Raw genomic sequence first — 15,956 nt, 5'->3', positions numbered from 1 at the left:
CGTCGGGTCGACTCCAGGAGCACATCGAATGATCAAGGTCATGGCCACAATCATCGCCAAGTCGGACAAGGTCGAGGAGACGAAGGCAGCGCTGTCGTCGCTGGTGGCACCGACCAACGACGAAGCCGGGTGCATCAGCTACGAGCTGTTCCAGTCGAACGACGACCCGACCGAGTTCGTCACCGTCGAGGAGTGGACCGACCAGGCTGCGATCGACAGCCACATGGGCAGCGACCACATCGCCGCAGCGCTCGGCGCCGCTCCGGACATCCTGGGCGCCGACCCGAAGATCACGAGCTACACGAAGATCTCCTGACCGCTCGACCTGGCTCAGCGATCGCCGCCGACCCGTGACCGAACCCGCTCGATCCGAGGGGAGCGACGCACTCCCCGACGCAGGACGATGGGCGGCGGTGCGCACCGTGTCACGCAGCCGAGGCCTGGCTCGCTGTCTGCGCGGGTTGTTCGCCTTCGCGATCACCGAGCAGGGTTGCTGGCTCGCCATCCTGCTGTTCGCGTACGAGCGGGGCGGCGTCAGCGAAGTCGGTTGGGTGGCCGTGATGCTGCTCGTGCCGACGGCGGTCCTGGCCCCGCTGGTCGCGGCGTCGAGCGATCTGTTCCCCAGGGACCGCGTCCTCACCATCGGATACGCGCTCGTCGCCACCACCTCGATCGCCACGGGTGCCGCGATGCTCGGTCGTGCGCCGATCGCCGTGACCTACGGTCTGGCGATCGTCTTCTCGATCCTGTTGACCTTCGCCCGTCCGGCGACGGCGGCGATCATCCCGACGGTCGCGACCACCGCCGACGAGTTGACGGCCGCCAACACGGCGGCGGGGATCACCGAGACGGCCGGAACGGTCGCCGGGCCCCTGCTCGCCGGGGCGATCCTCACCGTGGCATCGCCGGGAGCCGTGCTCGTGTGGATCGGCGCGCTGATGGCGCTCGGCGCACTCTCGACCGTCAGGCCTGATTCGACGGCGTCACCGGCGTCGCTTCGCCATGCCGACGATCCGGGACGACGCTCTGCGCTGGTCGAGCTGTCCGCCGGTCTCCGTCTCCTGCGCAGCGATGCCCAGGTCCGGACCCTGACCGGAGCGATCGCCACCAGATCGTGGATCACCGGGGCACTCGACGTGGGTGCCGCAGCCATCGCGATCGACGTCCTGCGCCGAGACGACGCCTCGGTCAGCGTGTTGCTCACCGGGTTCGGGGCCGGCGGCCTGATCGGATCGGCCCTGTGTTTCGCTCTCGTCGGACGACGACGCCTCGCGCTGGCTCTCGCCGGGAGCGTGGTGATGATGTGCGGGTTCTTCGCACCACTCGGTCGGAGCACGGACCTCGCGACGGCAACGATGCTCCTCGTCGTCGTCGGGGCAGGCGTCACCCTGACGTCGGTGGCCGGTCGCACGATGCTGCAGGGTCTCACACCGGACGACACCCTCGCCCGACTGTTCGGAGTCCTCGAGGCGCTCGAGGCGATCGGACTCGCGTTGGGCGGCGTGGCACTCTCCGTGCTCGCCGTCCAGACCAGCATCGAGACCGCCTTCGCACTCGTCGGTGGAGTCGGGATCGTCGGGCTGGTGGTCATGTGGCGGCGACTCCTGACCATCGATCGCGCGCGCCGACCCGTTGACCGCGACCTCCTGCAGTTGGCGCGCTCGTCTCCGGTCCTCGCTTCGCTCCCGCCCTACGCCGTCGAACAGGTGATGTCCGGCCTGACGACCGAGACCTTCGCTGCCGGAGAGGTCCTGATGAGGATCGGCGAGGTCGGCGACCGGGTCTGCCTGATCGGCAGCGGCAGCGTCGACGTCCGCACCGAGACCGGCACGCGCCTCAGCCGCGGTGTCGGCGTGCTGCTGGGCGAGATCGCACTCCTTCGCAAGGTGCCCCGAACCGCCGACGTGACCGCCGGTGACGATGGCGCAACCGTGCACTGGATGAACGTCGATGCGTTCCTCGACGCGATCAATCGGGTCCCGCGCAGTCGATCACGCGCCGACGCGGAGGTCGACCGACGTCTGCAGAAGTGACGCCGGCGACGGGCCTGCGGATCAGCCCATCTGGGTGAAGTGACTCGGCGTCACCACCATCACGACACGCTCGTCGCCGGGTTGGTGGAAGGGGTAGGCGTCGACGTCCATGTACTTCTTCGCCATCGAGTCGATGAACGTGTTCGCGGAGTCGTCCTCGACGGAGGTCAACGCACCACGGATCTCGAGGTATCGGTAGGGGTTGTCGGGGTCGATTCCGGAGATCGCGATCGTCGAGTCGGCCGTGAGGTTCTCGTACTTCTGGCGACCCTTGGTGAGCGAGAACACGAAGTCGTCCCCCCGACGGCCACCCCACACCGGTGAGGACTGGACTTCGCCGTTCGGCCCGATCGTGGCGATGTGCCAGAACGTCTTCTTGTCGAGCAGGTCAGCGTGTGATTCGGGATATGCAGCCATGGTCGCAGCAACACCGTTCGACTCCCGGCTATTCCGATCCGGGTCGAGCCCGGCCGTGGTCGAACGCCGAGTCGTCGCGAGTCGACCGTGTTCCTTCGAGGACGATGTCAACCGAGTCGGTAGTGGGGACCGAGGATCTCCTGGTAGCGGTCCGACGTCCAGTCGGGCAGCGCGTTGCCGTGGACGACGGCGTGATGGCGGTCTGCGTAGTACTCCCAGCCCGGGCCGATGTCGGCCGCATCGAGCTCGTCGGCCAGCATCTGGGTGAACGTCATCGTCGTCGTGCCGTCGGTCTCGATCAGTTCGACCTGGAGTCGCCACGGGTCACCCGCACCAGCCGTCTCGATCAGGAATCGACGTGGCGGGTCGCACTCGACGACGAGCGCCGGTTCGGCCGGAGCGCCCTCCTCGGCCGTCATCGTGATCATGATCGTCCGACCGGCAACCGGTTCACCCTCCACCGTCCCGTACCACCGTGCGACTCGCTCCGGCTCGGTGAGGCTGGCCCAGACCTCTCCGATCGGAGCATCGAACGTGCGCTCGACGACCAGCCGGCGGCCCTGTGGTGTGTGATCGATGTGGCCGGTGGGTGGGCCGGGGTAACTGGTCATGCGGTCTGCTCCGTCTGCGCTCCGGGTCGATCCGGAGGCTACGCCGAGTCCGCCGCGCGTTCGCGCCGGGTGCGGTGCACCTCGGTCGCCAGTGCGTCGATGTCGTGGAATGCGGTCTGCTCCGTCAGGCTGCGGTCAGCTTGACGGCGATGATCGCGGCGACCAGACCGGCGATCGCCACGACCTGACCGATCCCGGCGTCGTCGCCCTTCACGAACACGCCGACGAGGAATGCGCCGACGGCCCCGATGCCGACCCACACCGCATAGCCCGTCCCGATCGGAATCGTGCGCGTGGCGACACTCAGCAGGTACATGCTGATGGCCAGTGTGACGAGGAAGCCCAGCGAGGGCCACAGGCGGGTGAATCCCCTCGTCGAGTCGAGCAGGCTCGCCCACACGACCTCGAAGAGTCCGGCGACGATGAGGATGATCCAGGCCATGAGGAGTACTCCTGCGCCCGTCGTGCCTGCCGGTACGGTGCGCCCCTCGTCGGGCGAGACGCGAACTGCGTCTCACGGCGATCACGATACCCGCGCTCGCACGAACGTCCGACCGCTCGTCCCGACCGGGTCGGGACGAGCGGTCGGCTGCGTTCGTGCTACCGCACCCACCCGCTGACGTCGAGGATCGCCTCGGTCTCCGACGACACGTAGATGCACACCGTGCCGCTGGCCGAGAGCTTCGTGAACGTGTTGTTCGCCACGATTCCACCGGTGCCATGGTTGAGGTTCGACGTGGTCGGCCGCACTCCACACGGGTAGAGGGTCACGAAGCCGGGAGCGACCGGGCGGATCGCAGCGACGTTCAGCAACGCTGCGGTCGCATCGGCCGGCACACCGGCACGACCGGCGACCTGGACCTCGATGAACGTGTCCCCTGGGATCGGCCCGTCGGCCATCGACTCGCCGTCGACGGTCACGCCGAACGCACGCGTGTCGAGCAGACGGGCCGGAGTGGCCGACGCAAGACCGGACACGCCGGTGGGGACGTACCCGGTGACGTCGAGCAACAGGTGACTGGCCTCCTCGGTGTAGATGCACACCGTGCCGTCGGGGCTCAGATCGGTGACCGCACCGTTGGGCACGATCTGACCGGCGGCGTAGTTCAACGTCGATGCCAACGGACGAACCCCGCACGGATACAGGGTGACGTACCCCACACCCGACGGACGCACCGCCGTGACGTTGACGACCGCCGTCGCCGCGTCGGCCGGGACGTTGCCACGGCCGGCGACCTGGACCTCGATGAACTGACCCGCAGCAACGGGACCGCCACCCTGGGCGACGCCATCGACCGTCGGATTGCCCTCACGGGTGTCGAGGAGACGGACCGGCGCCACACCGACCAGGCCTGCGCCCTCGGGAACGAAGCCGTTGACGTCGAGGGCGAAGTGGGATTCCGACGTGGTGTACACGCACACCTGGCCGTCGTCGCTGAGCGGCACGATGGAGTTGTTCGCCACGTTGGATCCCACGACGAAGTTGACGTTCGAGGTCGTCGGCACCGCATCCGTGCACGGATACATGGTGGCGAAGCCCCCGGCGCTCGGTGCGATGACCGTGAGGTTGGCGACCACGCCGACCGCATCGATCGGCACGTCTCCGCGACCGGCGATCTGCACCGCATAGGTGGCGCCCGCCCCGAGGCGTCCCGTGTCGGACTGCTGTCCGTCGAGGGTCGGGGACGGTCTCGTGTCCCAGTAGCGACCCGGCTCGAGCGGTGCGATCACCTCGGGATCGTCGACGACGGGTTCGTCGGTGCCGGTGCCCGTGAGTGCGACGCTCACCAGCGGCGCATTCGACGTGATCGTCAGGGTTCCGGTTGCTGCTCCGACAACGGTCGGGCTGAACGTGACCGACACCGTGCAGGACTCTCCCGCCGGGATGGTCGCGTCACACGCATCGTCGCCGTCGGCGGCGAACGGACCGGTCACTGCGATGTCGGTGATGTCGACGTCGAGGTCACCGCTGTTGGTGATGGTGACCACCCGAGGAGCCGACGTGCTGTCGACGAGTGTGTTGCCGAAGGCGACACTCCCCGGAGCGACCGTGACCTCCGCTTGGCCGACCTCACCGATCGTGACGTCGGCCGTGGCGATCGCCGACTGGGCGAACGGATCGTCGGTGATGTGACTGACCTCGTTGGTGAGGACCCCCGCCGTGGGCGGGTCGTCGACGGTGACGGTGTAGGTCAGCGTGGCCTCGGCGAACGTCGGACCCACGTAGTCGTAGCAAAGCGTGTCGCCGTCGACCAGGCCCGTGGCTGCGGCCGCGTCCAGGTACGAGGTCGCCTGCGTGCCCGCCAGGTTCTCGACACCGATCGTCGAGATCGCCGGCAGTGCTTCGAGCGAGGCGTACTCGAAGGTCATCTCCGGCCGGTCCGGGCTGACCGAGTTGTAGATCCACGCCTGGAAGGTGCCGACCGACGGGCCGGTGGCGTCATCCCCCGGCAGCCATTCCGGCAGGTTCTCCCACTGGATCACCGCTGCGGTGCCCGTGTTGGCGAGTCGGACGCCACGTCCAGCCGTGGCGTCGGCGATCAGATCGGACCAGAGCGGAGCGATCACGCCGTTGGGAAGGGCTGCGTCGGGAAGGACCTGCGGCTCGAACACCGCTCCGCCGTAGCCGCCGGTGACGGTCGCGAAGCCGTCCTCCGCGACGACGAGGTTGGGGTACGACTCGCCGTAGAACGGGAACGGACCGATCGAGCTGAACGCCGTCGCAGCGACCGAGTCCCCGTCGATCACGGTCGACACGGGGATGTTCGCGCCGTCCGGGTCACCGAGGTCGACGAAGCCGGCCCAGTTCAAGCAGTCCTCGCTGTCGGCCGGCGTGGAGATGACGTAGTCGCCCGCAGCGCCCGCCGCGGTCGGCATGGTGACGTTCCAGTCGATCTGGTTGCCGTCGACCACGGCCGTGCCGTCGCTGGACTCGACCGAACCGTCGACGAGGGTGAGACCCTCGGGCACGAGGTCCGAGAGCGTGTACTCGAGGTCGGTGTCGGTCACGTTCGGTTGGACGGTCACGGTGTACTCGATCTCGTCGCCTGCCGCCGCAGTTGCGACGGATGCATCCTTGGTCACGTCGTCCTCGATGCGCACGAGGCGGATCGGCAGCGTGCCGATGTCGTCCGTGCTCCCGACGTCGGAACCGAGCACCGCTTCACCGTAGAAGACGTCGCCGGCCTCGGCGTCGGGCAGGTCCCACGTGACGGTCATGTCGTACGGCTCGCCGGTCGGCGTCGGCGCCGGACCCACGATGGTCGCGTTGCCGAGGTCGCCTTCGACGACTCCGTACGACAGCGTGAAGCTGTCGGGTTGGTCGTCCGTCCCGTCCCAGTTCTGGACCACGACCCACCACGGGCCCGCGGCCGGATCGTCGATCGCGCAGTACTCGATCGCGGATCCGGTGGTCGAGGCGCACTCCTCGGTGGCGAGGCTCGGCGTGGTGCCCGACCCGACGAAGAGGTCGGCATCGGGCATCTCGGCGGCGATCGTCTCCACCACCAACGAGTTGGCACCCGCAGGGACGTCGATCGTGGTGACGTACACGTCGGTGAGGACGTCGTAGGGATCGTCGTTGGTCGGGTCCTCGAGCAGCGACTCGGTGACCTGCGCGCCCTCGACGAGTCCGTTCACCGAGCCCTGGAAGTCGACGACTTCGATCGACTCGACACCGGAGACCACCTGCGAGCCGGCGTCGCGCCGGGTCTCGATGTCGATCGAATCGGGCAACACCCCGCTCGACGGCACCACCGCGACCGGCATCGTGACGGTCGGGATGCTCGCGTCGCTCGGGGTCAGGGTGATCCGACCGAAGTAGGTCGTGCCGACGTCTGCGCCCGCGACGTCGGCGTCGACGGTGATGGACATGGTGTCGCCGGGCGACACCGTGGCCGGCGAGAGCACGACGCCGAGGTCGAGACCGGCGTCGGTCGACCATGTGGCGTCCCACGTGACGCCATCGGCGATCGGTCCTGCACCGATCGCATTGTCGGGCACCGTTGCCGTGCGCTCCCAGGTGCACTGGACGAGGCACTGGGAGTTGGCGAACGATGCGAGGTTGAGTGTCTTGGGGTCGCCGCCTTCGGCGGGGTTCGAGGCGTCGTAGTTCTCGAACGTCTCGTCGAACAACAGCCCGACGGAGACCGCCGCCGCGACGTCGACGCGTCCGGAGCCCTGGTCGAACGGAGTCCCCGGCGAGAGGTCGTGGCTGAGCACGCCCGTGAACGCCGAGGTCATCAGTGCCGACTGCATCTCCGCCGGCGACCACTCGGGACGGATCTGGGTCATCAACGCACCGGCACCGGCCACGTGCGGGCTCGCCATCGAGGTGCCCGAGAGGAAGGCGTGGACGTCGCCACCCGTCGGGTCCTCCAGGTCGGTGAGTGCTGCGAGGACATCGACGCCCGGCGCGCTGACCGAGGGCACGATGGTGTCGACGGCACGGTTCGGGCCGCGCGACGAGAAGCTGGACATGATGTCGGCGAATTCCGGTCCGTACTCGAACACGGTCCCCTGGATCGCGGCTGCGTGATCGGCGCCGACGGCGAGCCAGTCGCGCAAGGTGACGCCGTCGGTGTTCGAGATGAACACGCCGGGGATCACGTACTGGTCACCCAGGAGGGAGAGGTTGTTGAGCAGGTCGTTGACCAGCACGAACCCGACGGCGCCCTGATCGGCCACGTTCTGGGACTTCTCGACACGACCGTTCACGCCGCGTGTGCAGATCACGATCGCACCGGTGAACGCCGTCTCGTTGCCGGTGGCGTCCTCGCAGAACTCGTCACCGAACTCGGCGGCGTCGACGAGAGGCGTCGAGACCGGCAGCGCTGCGGTCACGCCGGTACCGGAGATGTCGGGCAGTGTGCCGCTGCTGCTCGTCAGGTCGGTGAGCACGTTGCCGTTGCGACGCGTGTGGGTGGATGCTCCGACCGACGTGATCCACGGGGCGTCGGCGGGCGATCCGGTCGTGGCGACGCCGGGTCCGTCGTTGCCGTTCGAGGTGGCGACGAAGATGCCGGCGGCGCGTGCATTGAGGAAGCCGATCGCGTCGAAGTCGTTCCACAGATCCGACGGGGCGCTCGACCCGATCGAGTAGTTGATCACGTCGACCTGATCCTCGATGGCCTGGTCGATCGACGCCGTCAGGCCGCCGACGCTGCAGCAGCCGAGATAGGAGATGACGTTGGCATGGGGAGCCACGCCGGAGATGTCGAAGGTCCCGGGCGCCCCGTCGACCGTCACTCCGGTGACGACGTTGCCACCCGATGTGCCGGCGGTGTGTGAACCGTGGCCGTCGTTGTCGATCGCCGTCTCGTTCAGGTCGTCGAAGACCCAGGCGCCGATCAGCTTGTCATTGCACGGGAAGTCCGGATCGAAGACCGGGTTGCCCGGCGTGGAGTCGCAGACGCCGAGGTAGTTCCCGGCACCGAGCGGATTGTCGTGGTCGTATCCGTCGTCGCCGACGTCGGCGAACGACTCGTTGAACGGGCTGATGCCCGAGTCGATCGTGCCGATCACGATCCCTTCACCGAGGTAGTCGGCGGGGAGTCCGAGGTCGGTCGCCGCATTCCAGACCTCGTCGGCGTTGATCTGCTCCGGGCCGACGTCGGTCTGCAACTCGCGGATCTGATCGGGAGCGATCGAGAGCACGTTCGGGTTCGTCGAGATCTCCCGCGCCTCGTCGGCGGTGAGCTCGACGGCGAGCCCGTTCACGGCGTACTGGTACGTGAACTTCACGTCGACGTCACGACCGGCCGACCGTTCGAGCTGGGTGATGAACTCGGCCTGTGCTTCTTCGAGGAAGTCGACGTAGCGCTGCGCAGCGGGCGCTTCGGGGTCGAGCTGCTGACCCGAGCGCGGCGCGGTGGAGGGCAGACCGGCGCGCCCGCCTCGGTACGCAGGGACCGGAGCTTCGGTCAGACGGATCAGGTAGGTGGCGATGCCGCCACCGGTGTGGAACTTCGGCGCTGCGATCAGCGCCTGGCCCTCGGCCTCGGCCGGGACCAGGTCGTCGATGTCTCGTTCGCTGCCGGGCGACCCCTCAGCCGCTGACGGCGCGGCGAGCGCCGAGCCCGCAGGACCTGCTGCCTGCGTCACCCCTGCGAGGGTGCTCGACGCCATCAACATGGTGGCGGTGACAATGATGAACGAGCGGCTGCGCTTCATTCGTACTCCTGGGTCGTAGTGATTTCACACGTCCCGTCCAGCCCTGGGTTCGAGAAGGTAGTACGTCGCTCGGCGGGTGGCAAGAACTTCTTGTCACCGATGTGCGCAGCAGAAAGCCGCCGGCCCGGGCGGTCCCTCCGTTGACTGGATTGCGGTCAGGCGGCGATCGGGCCGGCGACGTTGCGGCGGACGCGCCGCGTCACCCACGTCGGCAGAGCCGGCATCGGGAGGTCGCGTGACAGTTCGACGACGACGTGGCCGAGCGCACGCTCACGGACCGGGGCGGGTGCCGAGCGGTCGCCGGCGACGTCGACGAACACGGGGTTGACGTTGGAGCGACGAGCTTCGTCGAGCAGTTGGGCCAGGTCGGCGTCGAAGGAGTCGAAGCCGTCGACCACGATGGATTCGGCGATGTGGAGGGCGGTGGCGGTTGTCATGACAACAACGATACGGACGGTTGGTGATCATCAAAAGACACAGTTCATGGAGTTGGTCATCAGCTATCATGATGATCATGGCAGGCCTCCGGGACGTCGATCCGCGGCACTTCGCAGCGCTCGTCGCCGTGCACGAACAGGGCACCTTCGCCAATGCCGCCGACGCCCTCGGCTTCACCCAGTCGGCGATCAGCCAACAGATCGCACAGTTGGAACGCGCCGCGGGCGTGACCGTGTTCGACCGTCCCAAGGGGCCGCGACCTGCCGAGTTGACGCCCGCCGGAGAGGCGCTGCTCGACTTCGCACGGCGGACCCTGACGCGCCTCGACGAGATGGACGAACGCCTCGACCTGATGCGTCGCGGCATCGCCGGTCGTCTGACCGTCGGGACGTTCCAGTCGGCGTCGGCGGAGTTGCTGCCGAACATCATCGGCCAGATGCGCCGCGAGGTGCCCGACGTCGACGTGCGACTCGACGAGACCGACGACCTCGACGAACTCGTCAACGACGTCCTGACCGACGAGACCGATCTCGCCTTCACCGTCGACCTCGAGGCCGACGCACGTCTGACGATCGACGTCCTCGGTCGAGACCCGTTCGTGATCATCGCTCCCCGCGGCGAGGCGAGCGGGCGGGTGACCACCGCGGCCGAGATCGACCGCCACCCGCTGATCGGTCAACCCGACACGCACACCGGTCAACGGATGGTCGACGACCGACTGATCGCTGCAGGCATCCGGCCCGAGTTCGTGTTCCGGTTCCAGAACAACGCGGCGGTCCAGAGCATGGTCCGGTCGGGCCTGGGCTGGGCGGTGATGCCGTCACTCGCGATCGATGCGCACGACCCCGGGATCGTCGTGATGCAGACCGACCCACCGCTTCCACCGCGCGAGATCCAACTCATCGCGCGCACGGGTCGCACGCTGCTGCCAGCCGCCGACCGGTTCCGTGCCGTGGCGCTCGAGGCTGCGTCGGATCTGTTCGAACGACGCAGTCTCAACCCGCGAGCGCGGCGAACATCTCGTTGACCTTGCCCATGTCGAAGTAGTCACGCCAGAGGGTGACGAGACCGGCCTCGTTCACCTCGAACACGCCGGCGACCAGCAGGTCGAAGGTCTGATCGCCCGTCACGAAGCGGTCCGTCCGCTCGTTGAGGACGACTCCACCGGTGGCCGCCTCGCGGTGGACGATGAACTCGATCGTGTCGAAGCTCGACGTCATGTTTCCTGCGAACCCCTTGATGCCGTCGGGTCCGAAGTTCTTCCCGATCGGCACGTTGTCGTACTCCACGTCGTCGGCGACCAGTTCACATGCGTGGTCGAGGTGCATCGTGCAGAAGCGACGCATGAACTCGTTGACGGTCTCGAGTGGGGTCATCGTCAGACCGTAGCTGTCCGACGACACGAGAAATTCCGTGCATCGGCACCATGGTCTCTGCGACGCTGACGAGATGAAACTTCGAGCGATCTCCGCGACTCTCACCGTGCTCGTCGCCGGCACGGTGATCGGCGCCGCCACACAGCACTTCGCGTCGGCGGGGATCTCGTCCGGCGAGCGGGCCGTGCTCGTGTCGATCACGCCGTGCCGACTCGCCGACACCCGCCCGTCGTCCCAGGTCGGCCCGCGGTCGGCGCCCCTCGGGACCGGTGACGTCCACACGATCAGCGCACGGCAGGCGGGTGTCCCCTGTTCCGGACTGATCCCCGCCGATGCGTCGGCGCTCTCCCTCAACGTCACGTCCATCGGAGCGACCCGACAGTCCTTCCTCACGATCTGGCCGGGAGGCGACCGACCGAACTCCTCCAGCCTGAACCCGTCGCCGGGCCAACCACCGGTCCCCAACGCGGTCAGCACGATCCTGTCCGTGGACCAGACGTTCGACGTGTACAACGACCGCGGCAGCGTCGACCTCGTGGTCGACGTCAACGGGTACTACGTCGATCACGATCACGACGACCGCTACTACACCAAGTCCCAGGTCGACGGAGCAATCGCTGAGTCGACGTCGGCTGCTCCGTGGAACGTCTCGATGCCGATCTCGTCGGCATTCTGGTTCGACGACAGTACGAGCGAGACCTGGACCATCGCCAGCGGGGGGTCCAAGGCACCGGACGGGCTCACCCTGCAGAACATCTCGTACGGCCGCTTCTGGCACGGCTTCACGCTGCCGCCGACCTATCGGCCCGGGACCGACGTCAAGATCCGGGTGTCGTGGATGGCCGACACCGACAACGTCGTCGGATGCACCTTCCGGCTCGAGGACAACGGCACCTCCGCCTACCGCCCCGGGGTCCCCGACCTCCAGCCTGCCACTGCGTTCGTCGGCGGCCCCGCCGCGGGTGGGGGCTCGTTCCCCTACGTGATCCTGACGGCGAGCAACGAGGGCAGCCCGTCGTCGTTCACCGACAACGACGTACAGGTCGCCGAACTCGTCGTGACGGGAACCGACCTGCTCCCGGGCGATCAGGTCCAGTTCGCGATCGCCCGTCGGGCCGAGCCGACGAACGCGAGCCAGGACTCCTGCGCCGAGGGGCTCACCGTCGTCGCTCTGAGCGCCGTCCCGGCGTAGTTCCTCACCGGAGCGGGGCGGCACGAGTCGTCGAACGAACCGGCCGAGGTCGCGCCCGTCGCTCCCCGTAGCCTCGCCCGGTGCCGACGACCACGAGCGACGTGCTGGCGGTGCCGGCGGTCAGGTTGTACCTCGCCTCGGCCGCGTTCGCAGCGGTCGGCCAGAACCTGCTCGTCACGGTGCTCTTCAAGCAGGTGTTCGACATCACCGGCGACGAACTCGACATCGGGTTCATCGGGCTCGCACAGTTCGTCCCTGCGCTCCTCCTGGTGCTCGTCAGCGGATGGGTCGCCGACCGCTTCGACCGACGTCGGGTGACGGCCCTGTTCATGGCGGGGCGCGCATTCAGCGGTGCGGCGCTGATCGCCTTCAGCGTCAGCGGGTCGACGCGGGCACTGTGGCTGTTCGTCATCGCAGCCGTCCTCGGCACGGCCGACGCGATGCTCGCACCGGCACGTCGCTCGATCATGCCGTTCCTGACGGACAAGTCGATGGTCCCCCAGGTGGTCGTGGTGTGGACCGGCACGTTCGTGGCGGCGTCGATCATCGGGCCGGTCGCAGGGGGCTTCCTCTACAGCATCGGTCCGTCGTGGGCGTACGGAGTCGCCACGGCGTTCCAGTTCGCCGCGGCCGTCCCGATCCTGCTGATCCGGTACCAGCGCGAGCCGGAACGCTCGACCGATCGCCCCACGTGGACGAGCGCCGTCGAGGGACTCCGCTTCGTGCGCCGCACCCCGGTGGTCCTCGGCACGATCTCGCTCGACCTCTTCGCCGTGCTGTTCGGCGGGGCGATCGCACTGATCCCCGCGGTGGCCAGTGAACGCCTCGGCGTCGGCGACATCGCGTACGGATGGCTACGCGCCGCACCCGGGATCGGTGCGGCCGGCATGGCGCTCTGGTTGAGTTTCCGACCGCTGCGCCGACGGATCGGCCCGACACTGCTGTGGGTCGTGGCGATCTTCGGTGCGGGCAACATCGTGTTCGGGATCACCCGGAGCTACGCGATCGCCTTCCTCGCGCTGGTGGTCGTGTCGGCCGCCGACCTGGTGTCCATGAACATCCGCGGGGCGATCATCCCGCTCGTGACCCCCGACGAACAACTGGGCCGGGTGAACGCCGTGGAGGGCGTCTTCATCGGCGCGTCGAACGAACTCGGAGCGTTCGAATCGGGGGTCGCCGCACGCGCACTCGGCTTGCCCTGGGCGATCGCGGGCGGCGGCCTGATCACGGTGGTGATCGCCGCCGGATCCGCCTTCCTGTTCCCGTCGCTGCGCAAGATCGACACGTTCGAGGAACTCGAACCGATCGACGCCGCACCGAACGCTCCGGCACAGGCCGAGCCTCCACGAATGGTGTGACCGTGCCATGATCGGGCGATGGCCAGTCACTCCTTCACCGTCGCATCCGACCTGACGATCGAGGAGGCCTACGCCCGAGCGGTCGACCTCGAACGGGTCCCGGAGTGGGACGACGGGGTCCTGTCCTCGACCCGACTGCCCGACGACGCCGACGGGTCGGCCCGCTACTCCGTGAAGGTCACGGGGTTCGACGGGCAGCCGAGCTCGGTCGTGTACACCGTGACCGAATCCGACGCACCGAACCGCTTCGTGATGGTCGGTGAGAACAACGTGTTCCGGGCGGTCGACACCCTCACCTTCACGGCATCGGGCGATGCCTCCACCCTCGTCTACCTCGGCACGCTCGAACTGCTCGGCGACGAGCCGCCGCTGTCACCGGATCAACTCGACTCGATGTTCCCGAAGATCGCCGCCGTGGCCGAAGCAGGGCTCACCCGCTACCTCAACCCCTGACGACCGGCCCACTGCGGCGCGGTGGGACGCGGCGCAGTGGGTCAGACCCGATCCGGCCGTCAGAGGAGTTGGTCGGAGGTGAGCGCGAAGAGGTCGTCGGCGCGTGACGTCACCGCCGCGAGCAGCCCTGCGGTCGTGGGCAGGATCTGCTCGCCGAAGAACTTGGCGCCGGTGACCTTGGCGCTCAGGAAGTCCGCCGGGTAGTCGGCACCGTTCGAGGCGGCGATCGCCGACTTGGCGAGGAACCCGGCGCACACGGTGGTGCCGAGCAGGCGGAGGTACGGCGTCGACGACGCGAGCAGCGAACGAGGGTCGCTCCCGGCGATCGACACGAGGTGTGCGGTCGCCTCGCGAGCGGTCGACACCGCCTCGGACAGCCGGTCGGCGAACGTGGCGAGCCCGTCGATGTCGGCCAATTCCTTCACGCGCAGATCGAACTCGTCGAGCAGGTCGGTGATCACACCACCGGAACGCATCGCGAGCTTGCGTCCGACGAGGTCGGCGGCCTGGATGCCGTTCGTGCCTTCGTAGATCGCGGCGATCCGTGCGTCGCGATAGTGCTGAGCGACGCCCGTCTCCTCCACGTAGCCCATCCCGCCGTGGATCTGCAGGGCCAGGGAGGTCATCTCGTTGCACACGTCGGTGCACAGCCCCTTCGACAGCGGGATCAGCAGGTCGGCGAGTTCGCGCCACGTGCGCTGCTCGTCGGCATCCGTGGCGGCGTCGGCCCGGTCGAGGGCGGCGGCATTGGTGTAGACCAGCGCCCTCATCGCATCGATCCACGCGCGTTGGGTCATCAGCATGCGGCGCACGTCGGGATGTTCGATGATCGGGCTGGCGGCGCCCTTCGGGGCGCCCGGCGCCGTGCCCTGCTCGCGGTCCTGCGCGTACTGGAGCGACTGTTGGAAGGCCCGATCGGACAGCGACAGGCCTTGCAGGCCCACCGAGAGGCGAGCGTTGTTCATCATCGTGAACATGTTGCGCATGCCGTCGTGTTCGTTGCCGACGAGCCAACCGGTGGCACCTTCGAACTGCATCACGCAGGTGGGCGAGCCGTGGATCCCCAGCTTGTGTTCGATCGACACGCACTCGGCGCCGTTGCGCTCGCCGAGCGACCCGTCCTCGTTCAGGAGGTACTTCGGCACGACGAACATCGAGATGCCCTTCGTGCCCGGAGCCGAGCCGGGGGTCCGGGCCAGGACGAGGTGGATGATCTGCTCGGCCAGGTCGTGCTCGCCGTAGGTGATGTAGATCTTCTGACCGGTGATCGACCAGGCGCCGTCCGAGTCGGCGATCGGCTGCGCCTTCGTGCTCACCGCTCCCACGTCGGAACCGGCCTGCGGCTCGGTGAGGTTCATCGTGCCGGTCCACTCGCCCGTCATCATCTTGGGCAGGTAGGTGTTCTTCTGCTCGGTCGAGCCGTGCGCGTGGATGGCGTCGATCGCACCCTGGGTGAGCAACGGGCACAGCGACAGCGCCATGTTCGACGTGGTGTACATCTCCTGCACCGCGATCGCCGAGATCCACGGGAAGTCGGCACCGCCGTACTCCGGATCGAACGGCATCGCGCCGAAGCCCGACGCCACCCACTTCTCGTAGGCGGACTTGAAGCTGTCGGGGGTGACCACGGTAGCGGGTCCCCCATCGGACGCGTGCCACTGCGAACCGATGCGGTCCCCGTCGACGTTGGTCGGCGCGACCTCGTCGGCCATGAACCGTGCGACCTCGGTGATGACGGCGTCGATGCTGTCCGCGTCGACGTGGGAGAAGCGCTCGGTCGCGAGGATCCCGCCGAGGTCGGCCACGTGGTTCATCACGAAGCGGATGTCGTCGATGGGCGGCGTGTAGTCACTCATGAGAACCAGGGTAGGGCCACCCCGATGGCCTCGCCATCGGAGCGACGGAGA

13 protein-coding genes are annotated in these 15,956 nt (G+C 68.0%); 6 read left to right on the top strand and 7 right to left on the bottom strand.

The window, feature by feature from the left end; all coding sequences use genetic code 11:
• The first annotated feature begins 40 nt into the window (after positions 1-40).
• Complete coding sequence (locus ABJK40_RS03395; RefSeq protein WP_348477962.1) at positions 41-316, top strand: putative quinol monooxygenase; 276 nt, start codon at positions 41-43, stop codon at positions 314-316.
• Between the two features lie 34 nt (positions 317-350).
• Positions 351-2,033 (top strand): MFS transporter, encoded by a 1,683-nt coding sequence (locus ABJK40_RS03390; protein WP_348477963.1) that lies wholly within the window; start codon positions 351-353, stop codon positions 2,031-2,033.
• Positions 2,034-2,054: 21 nt separating this feature from the next.
• On the opposite strand, the gene ABJK40_RS03385 is transcribed toward ABJK40_RS03390, so the two are convergent.
• The 5 genes from ABJK40_RS03385 to ABJK40_RS03365 all read right to left on the bottom strand — a co-directional run bounded on the left by ABJK40_RS03385 (position 2,055) and on the right by ABJK40_RS03365 (position 9,669).
• Complete coding sequence (locus tag ABJK40_RS03385) at positions 2,055-2,450, bottom strand: PPOX class F420-dependent oxidoreductase (protein WP_348477964.1); 396 nt, start codon at positions 2,448-2,450, stop codon at positions 2,055-2,057.
• 107 nt (positions 2,451-2,557) lie between these two features.
• Positions 2,558-3,061: an SRPBCC domain-containing protein gene (locus ABJK40_RS03380; RefSeq protein WP_348477965.1), complete on the bottom strand. Its 504-nt coding sequence runs from the start codon at positions 3,059-3,061 to the stop codon at positions 2,558-2,560.
• 124 nt (positions 3,062-3,185) lie between these two features.
• Positions 3,186-3,503, bottom strand: a complete 318-nt coding sequence (locus ABJK40_RS03375; RefSeq protein ID WP_348477966.1) for an SMR family transporter — start codon at positions 3,501-3,503, stop codon at positions 3,186-3,188.
• Between the two features lie 158 nt (positions 3,504-3,661).
• Positions 3,662-9,232 (bottom strand): S8 family serine peptidase, encoded by a 5,571-nt coding sequence (locus ABJK40_RS03370; RefSeq protein ID WP_348477967.1) that lies wholly within the window; start codon positions 9,230-9,232, stop codon positions 3,662-3,664.
• A 155-nt stretch (positions 9,233-9,387) separates the two neighbouring features.
• Positions 9,388-9,669, bottom strand: coding sequence for a hypothetical protein (locus ABJK40_RS03365; RefSeq protein ID WP_348477968.1), 282 nt, complete (start codon positions 9,667-9,669; stop codon positions 9,388-9,390).
• A gap of 77 nt (positions 9,670-9,746) precedes the next feature.
• Between ABJK40_RS03365 and ABJK40_RS03360 the strand changes: the two genes are divergently transcribed.
• A complete protein-coding gene (locus ABJK40_RS03360; RefSeq protein ID WP_348477969.1) occupies positions 9,747-10,697 on the top strand; it encodes a LysR family transcriptional regulator in 951 nt (316 codons plus the stop codon).
• Here ABJK40_RS03360 and ABJK40_RS03355 read toward each other — a convergent pair.
• Complete coding sequence (locus ABJK40_RS03355) at positions 10,666-11,046, bottom strand: limonene-1,2-epoxide hydrolase family protein (RefSeq protein ID WP_348477970.1); 381 nt, start codon at positions 11,044-11,046, stop codon at positions 10,666-10,668. The two genes, ABJK40_RS03360 and ABJK40_RS03355, sit on opposite strands and share 32 nt — an antisense overlap.
• 73 nt (positions 11,047-11,119) lie before the next feature.
• Between ABJK40_RS03355 and ABJK40_RS03350 the strand changes: the two genes are divergently transcribed.
• The 3 genes from ABJK40_RS03350 to ABJK40_RS03340 all read left to right on the top strand — a co-directional run bounded on the left by ABJK40_RS03350 (position 11,120) and on the right by ABJK40_RS03340 (position 14,049).
• Positions 11,120-12,238 carry a hypothetical protein gene (locus ABJK40_RS03350; protein ID WP_348477971.1) on the top strand — a complete coding sequence of 373 codons (1,119 nt, stop codon included), beginning with the start codon at positions 11,120-11,122 and terminating at the stop codon, positions 12,236-12,238.
• Between the two features lie 80 nt (positions 12,239-12,318).
• Positions 12,319-13,596 carry an MFS transporter gene (locus tag ABJK40_RS03345; protein ID WP_348477972.1) on the top strand — a complete coding sequence of 426 codons (1,278 nt, stop codon included), beginning with the start codon at positions 12,319-12,321 and terminating at the stop codon, positions 13,594-13,596.
• 18 nt (positions 13,597-13,614) lie between these two features.
• Complete coding sequence (locus ABJK40_RS03340; RefSeq protein ID WP_348477973.1) at positions 13,615-14,049, top strand: SRPBCC family protein; 435 nt, start codon at positions 13,615-13,617, stop codon at positions 14,047-14,049.
• A 59-nt stretch (positions 14,050-14,108) separates the two neighbouring features.
• Here the strand turns inward: ABJK40_RS03340 and ABJK40_RS03335 are convergent, their stop codons facing one another.
• Positions 14,109-15,905, bottom strand: coding sequence for an acyl-CoA dehydrogenase (locus ABJK40_RS03335; RefSeq protein ID WP_348477974.1), 1,797 nt, complete (start codon positions 15,903-15,905; stop codon positions 14,109-14,111).
• Positions 15,906-15,956 lie beyond the last annotated feature (51 nt).

The sequence above is a fragment of the Ilumatobacter sp. genome (assembly GCF_039969435.1).
Lineage (GTDB): Bacteria > Actinomycetota > Acidimicrobiia > Acidimicrobiales > Ilumatobacteraceae > Ilumatobacter_A.
The sequence above is the reverse complement of the archived record's forward strand: the minus strand, read 5'-3'. Positions and strand labels throughout refer to the sequence as shown.

Coding starts and splice junctions, on each gene's coding strand:
- ABJK40_RS03385 (WP_348477964.1), bottom strand. CDS start 2,450: ATGGCTGCATATCCCGAATCACACGCTGACCTGCTCGACAAGAAGACG.
- ABJK40_RS03395 (WP_348477962.1), top strand. CDS start 41: ATGGCCACAATCATCGCCAAGTCGGACAAGGTCGAGGAGACGAAGGCA.
- ABJK40_RS03335 (WP_348477974.1), bottom strand. CDS start 15,905: ATGAGTGACTACACGCCGCCCATCGACGACATCCGCTTCGTGATGAAC.
- ABJK40_RS03340 (WP_348477973.1), top strand. CDS start 13,615: ATGGCCAGTCACTCCTTCACCGTCGCATCCGACCTGACGATCGAGGAG.
- ABJK40_RS03355 (WP_348477970.1), bottom strand. CDS start 11,046: ATGACCCCACTCGAGACCGTCAACGAGTTCATGCGTCGCTTCTGCACG.
- ABJK40_RS03375 (WP_348477966.1), bottom strand. CDS start 3,503: ATGGCCTGGATCATCCTCATCGTCGCCGGACTCTTCGAGGTCGTGTGG.
- ABJK40_RS03380 (WP_348477965.1), bottom strand. CDS start 3,061: ATGACCAGTTACCCCGGCCCACCCACCGGCCACATCGATCACACACCA.
- ABJK40_RS03365 (WP_348477968.1), bottom strand. CDS start 9,669: ATGACAACCGCCACCGCCCTCCACATCGCCGAATCCATCGTGGTCGAC.
- ABJK40_RS03360 (WP_348477969.1), top strand. CDS start 9,747: ATGGCAGGCCTCCGGGACGTCGATCCGCGGCACTTCGCAGCGCTCGTC.
- ABJK40_RS03370 (WP_348477967.1), bottom strand. CDS start 9,232: ATGAAGCGCAGCCGCTCGTTCATCATTGTCACCGCCACCATGTTGATG.
- ABJK40_RS03350 (WP_348477971.1), top strand. CDS start 11,120: ATGAAACTTCGAGCGATCTCCGCGACTCTCACCGTGCTCGTCGCCGGC.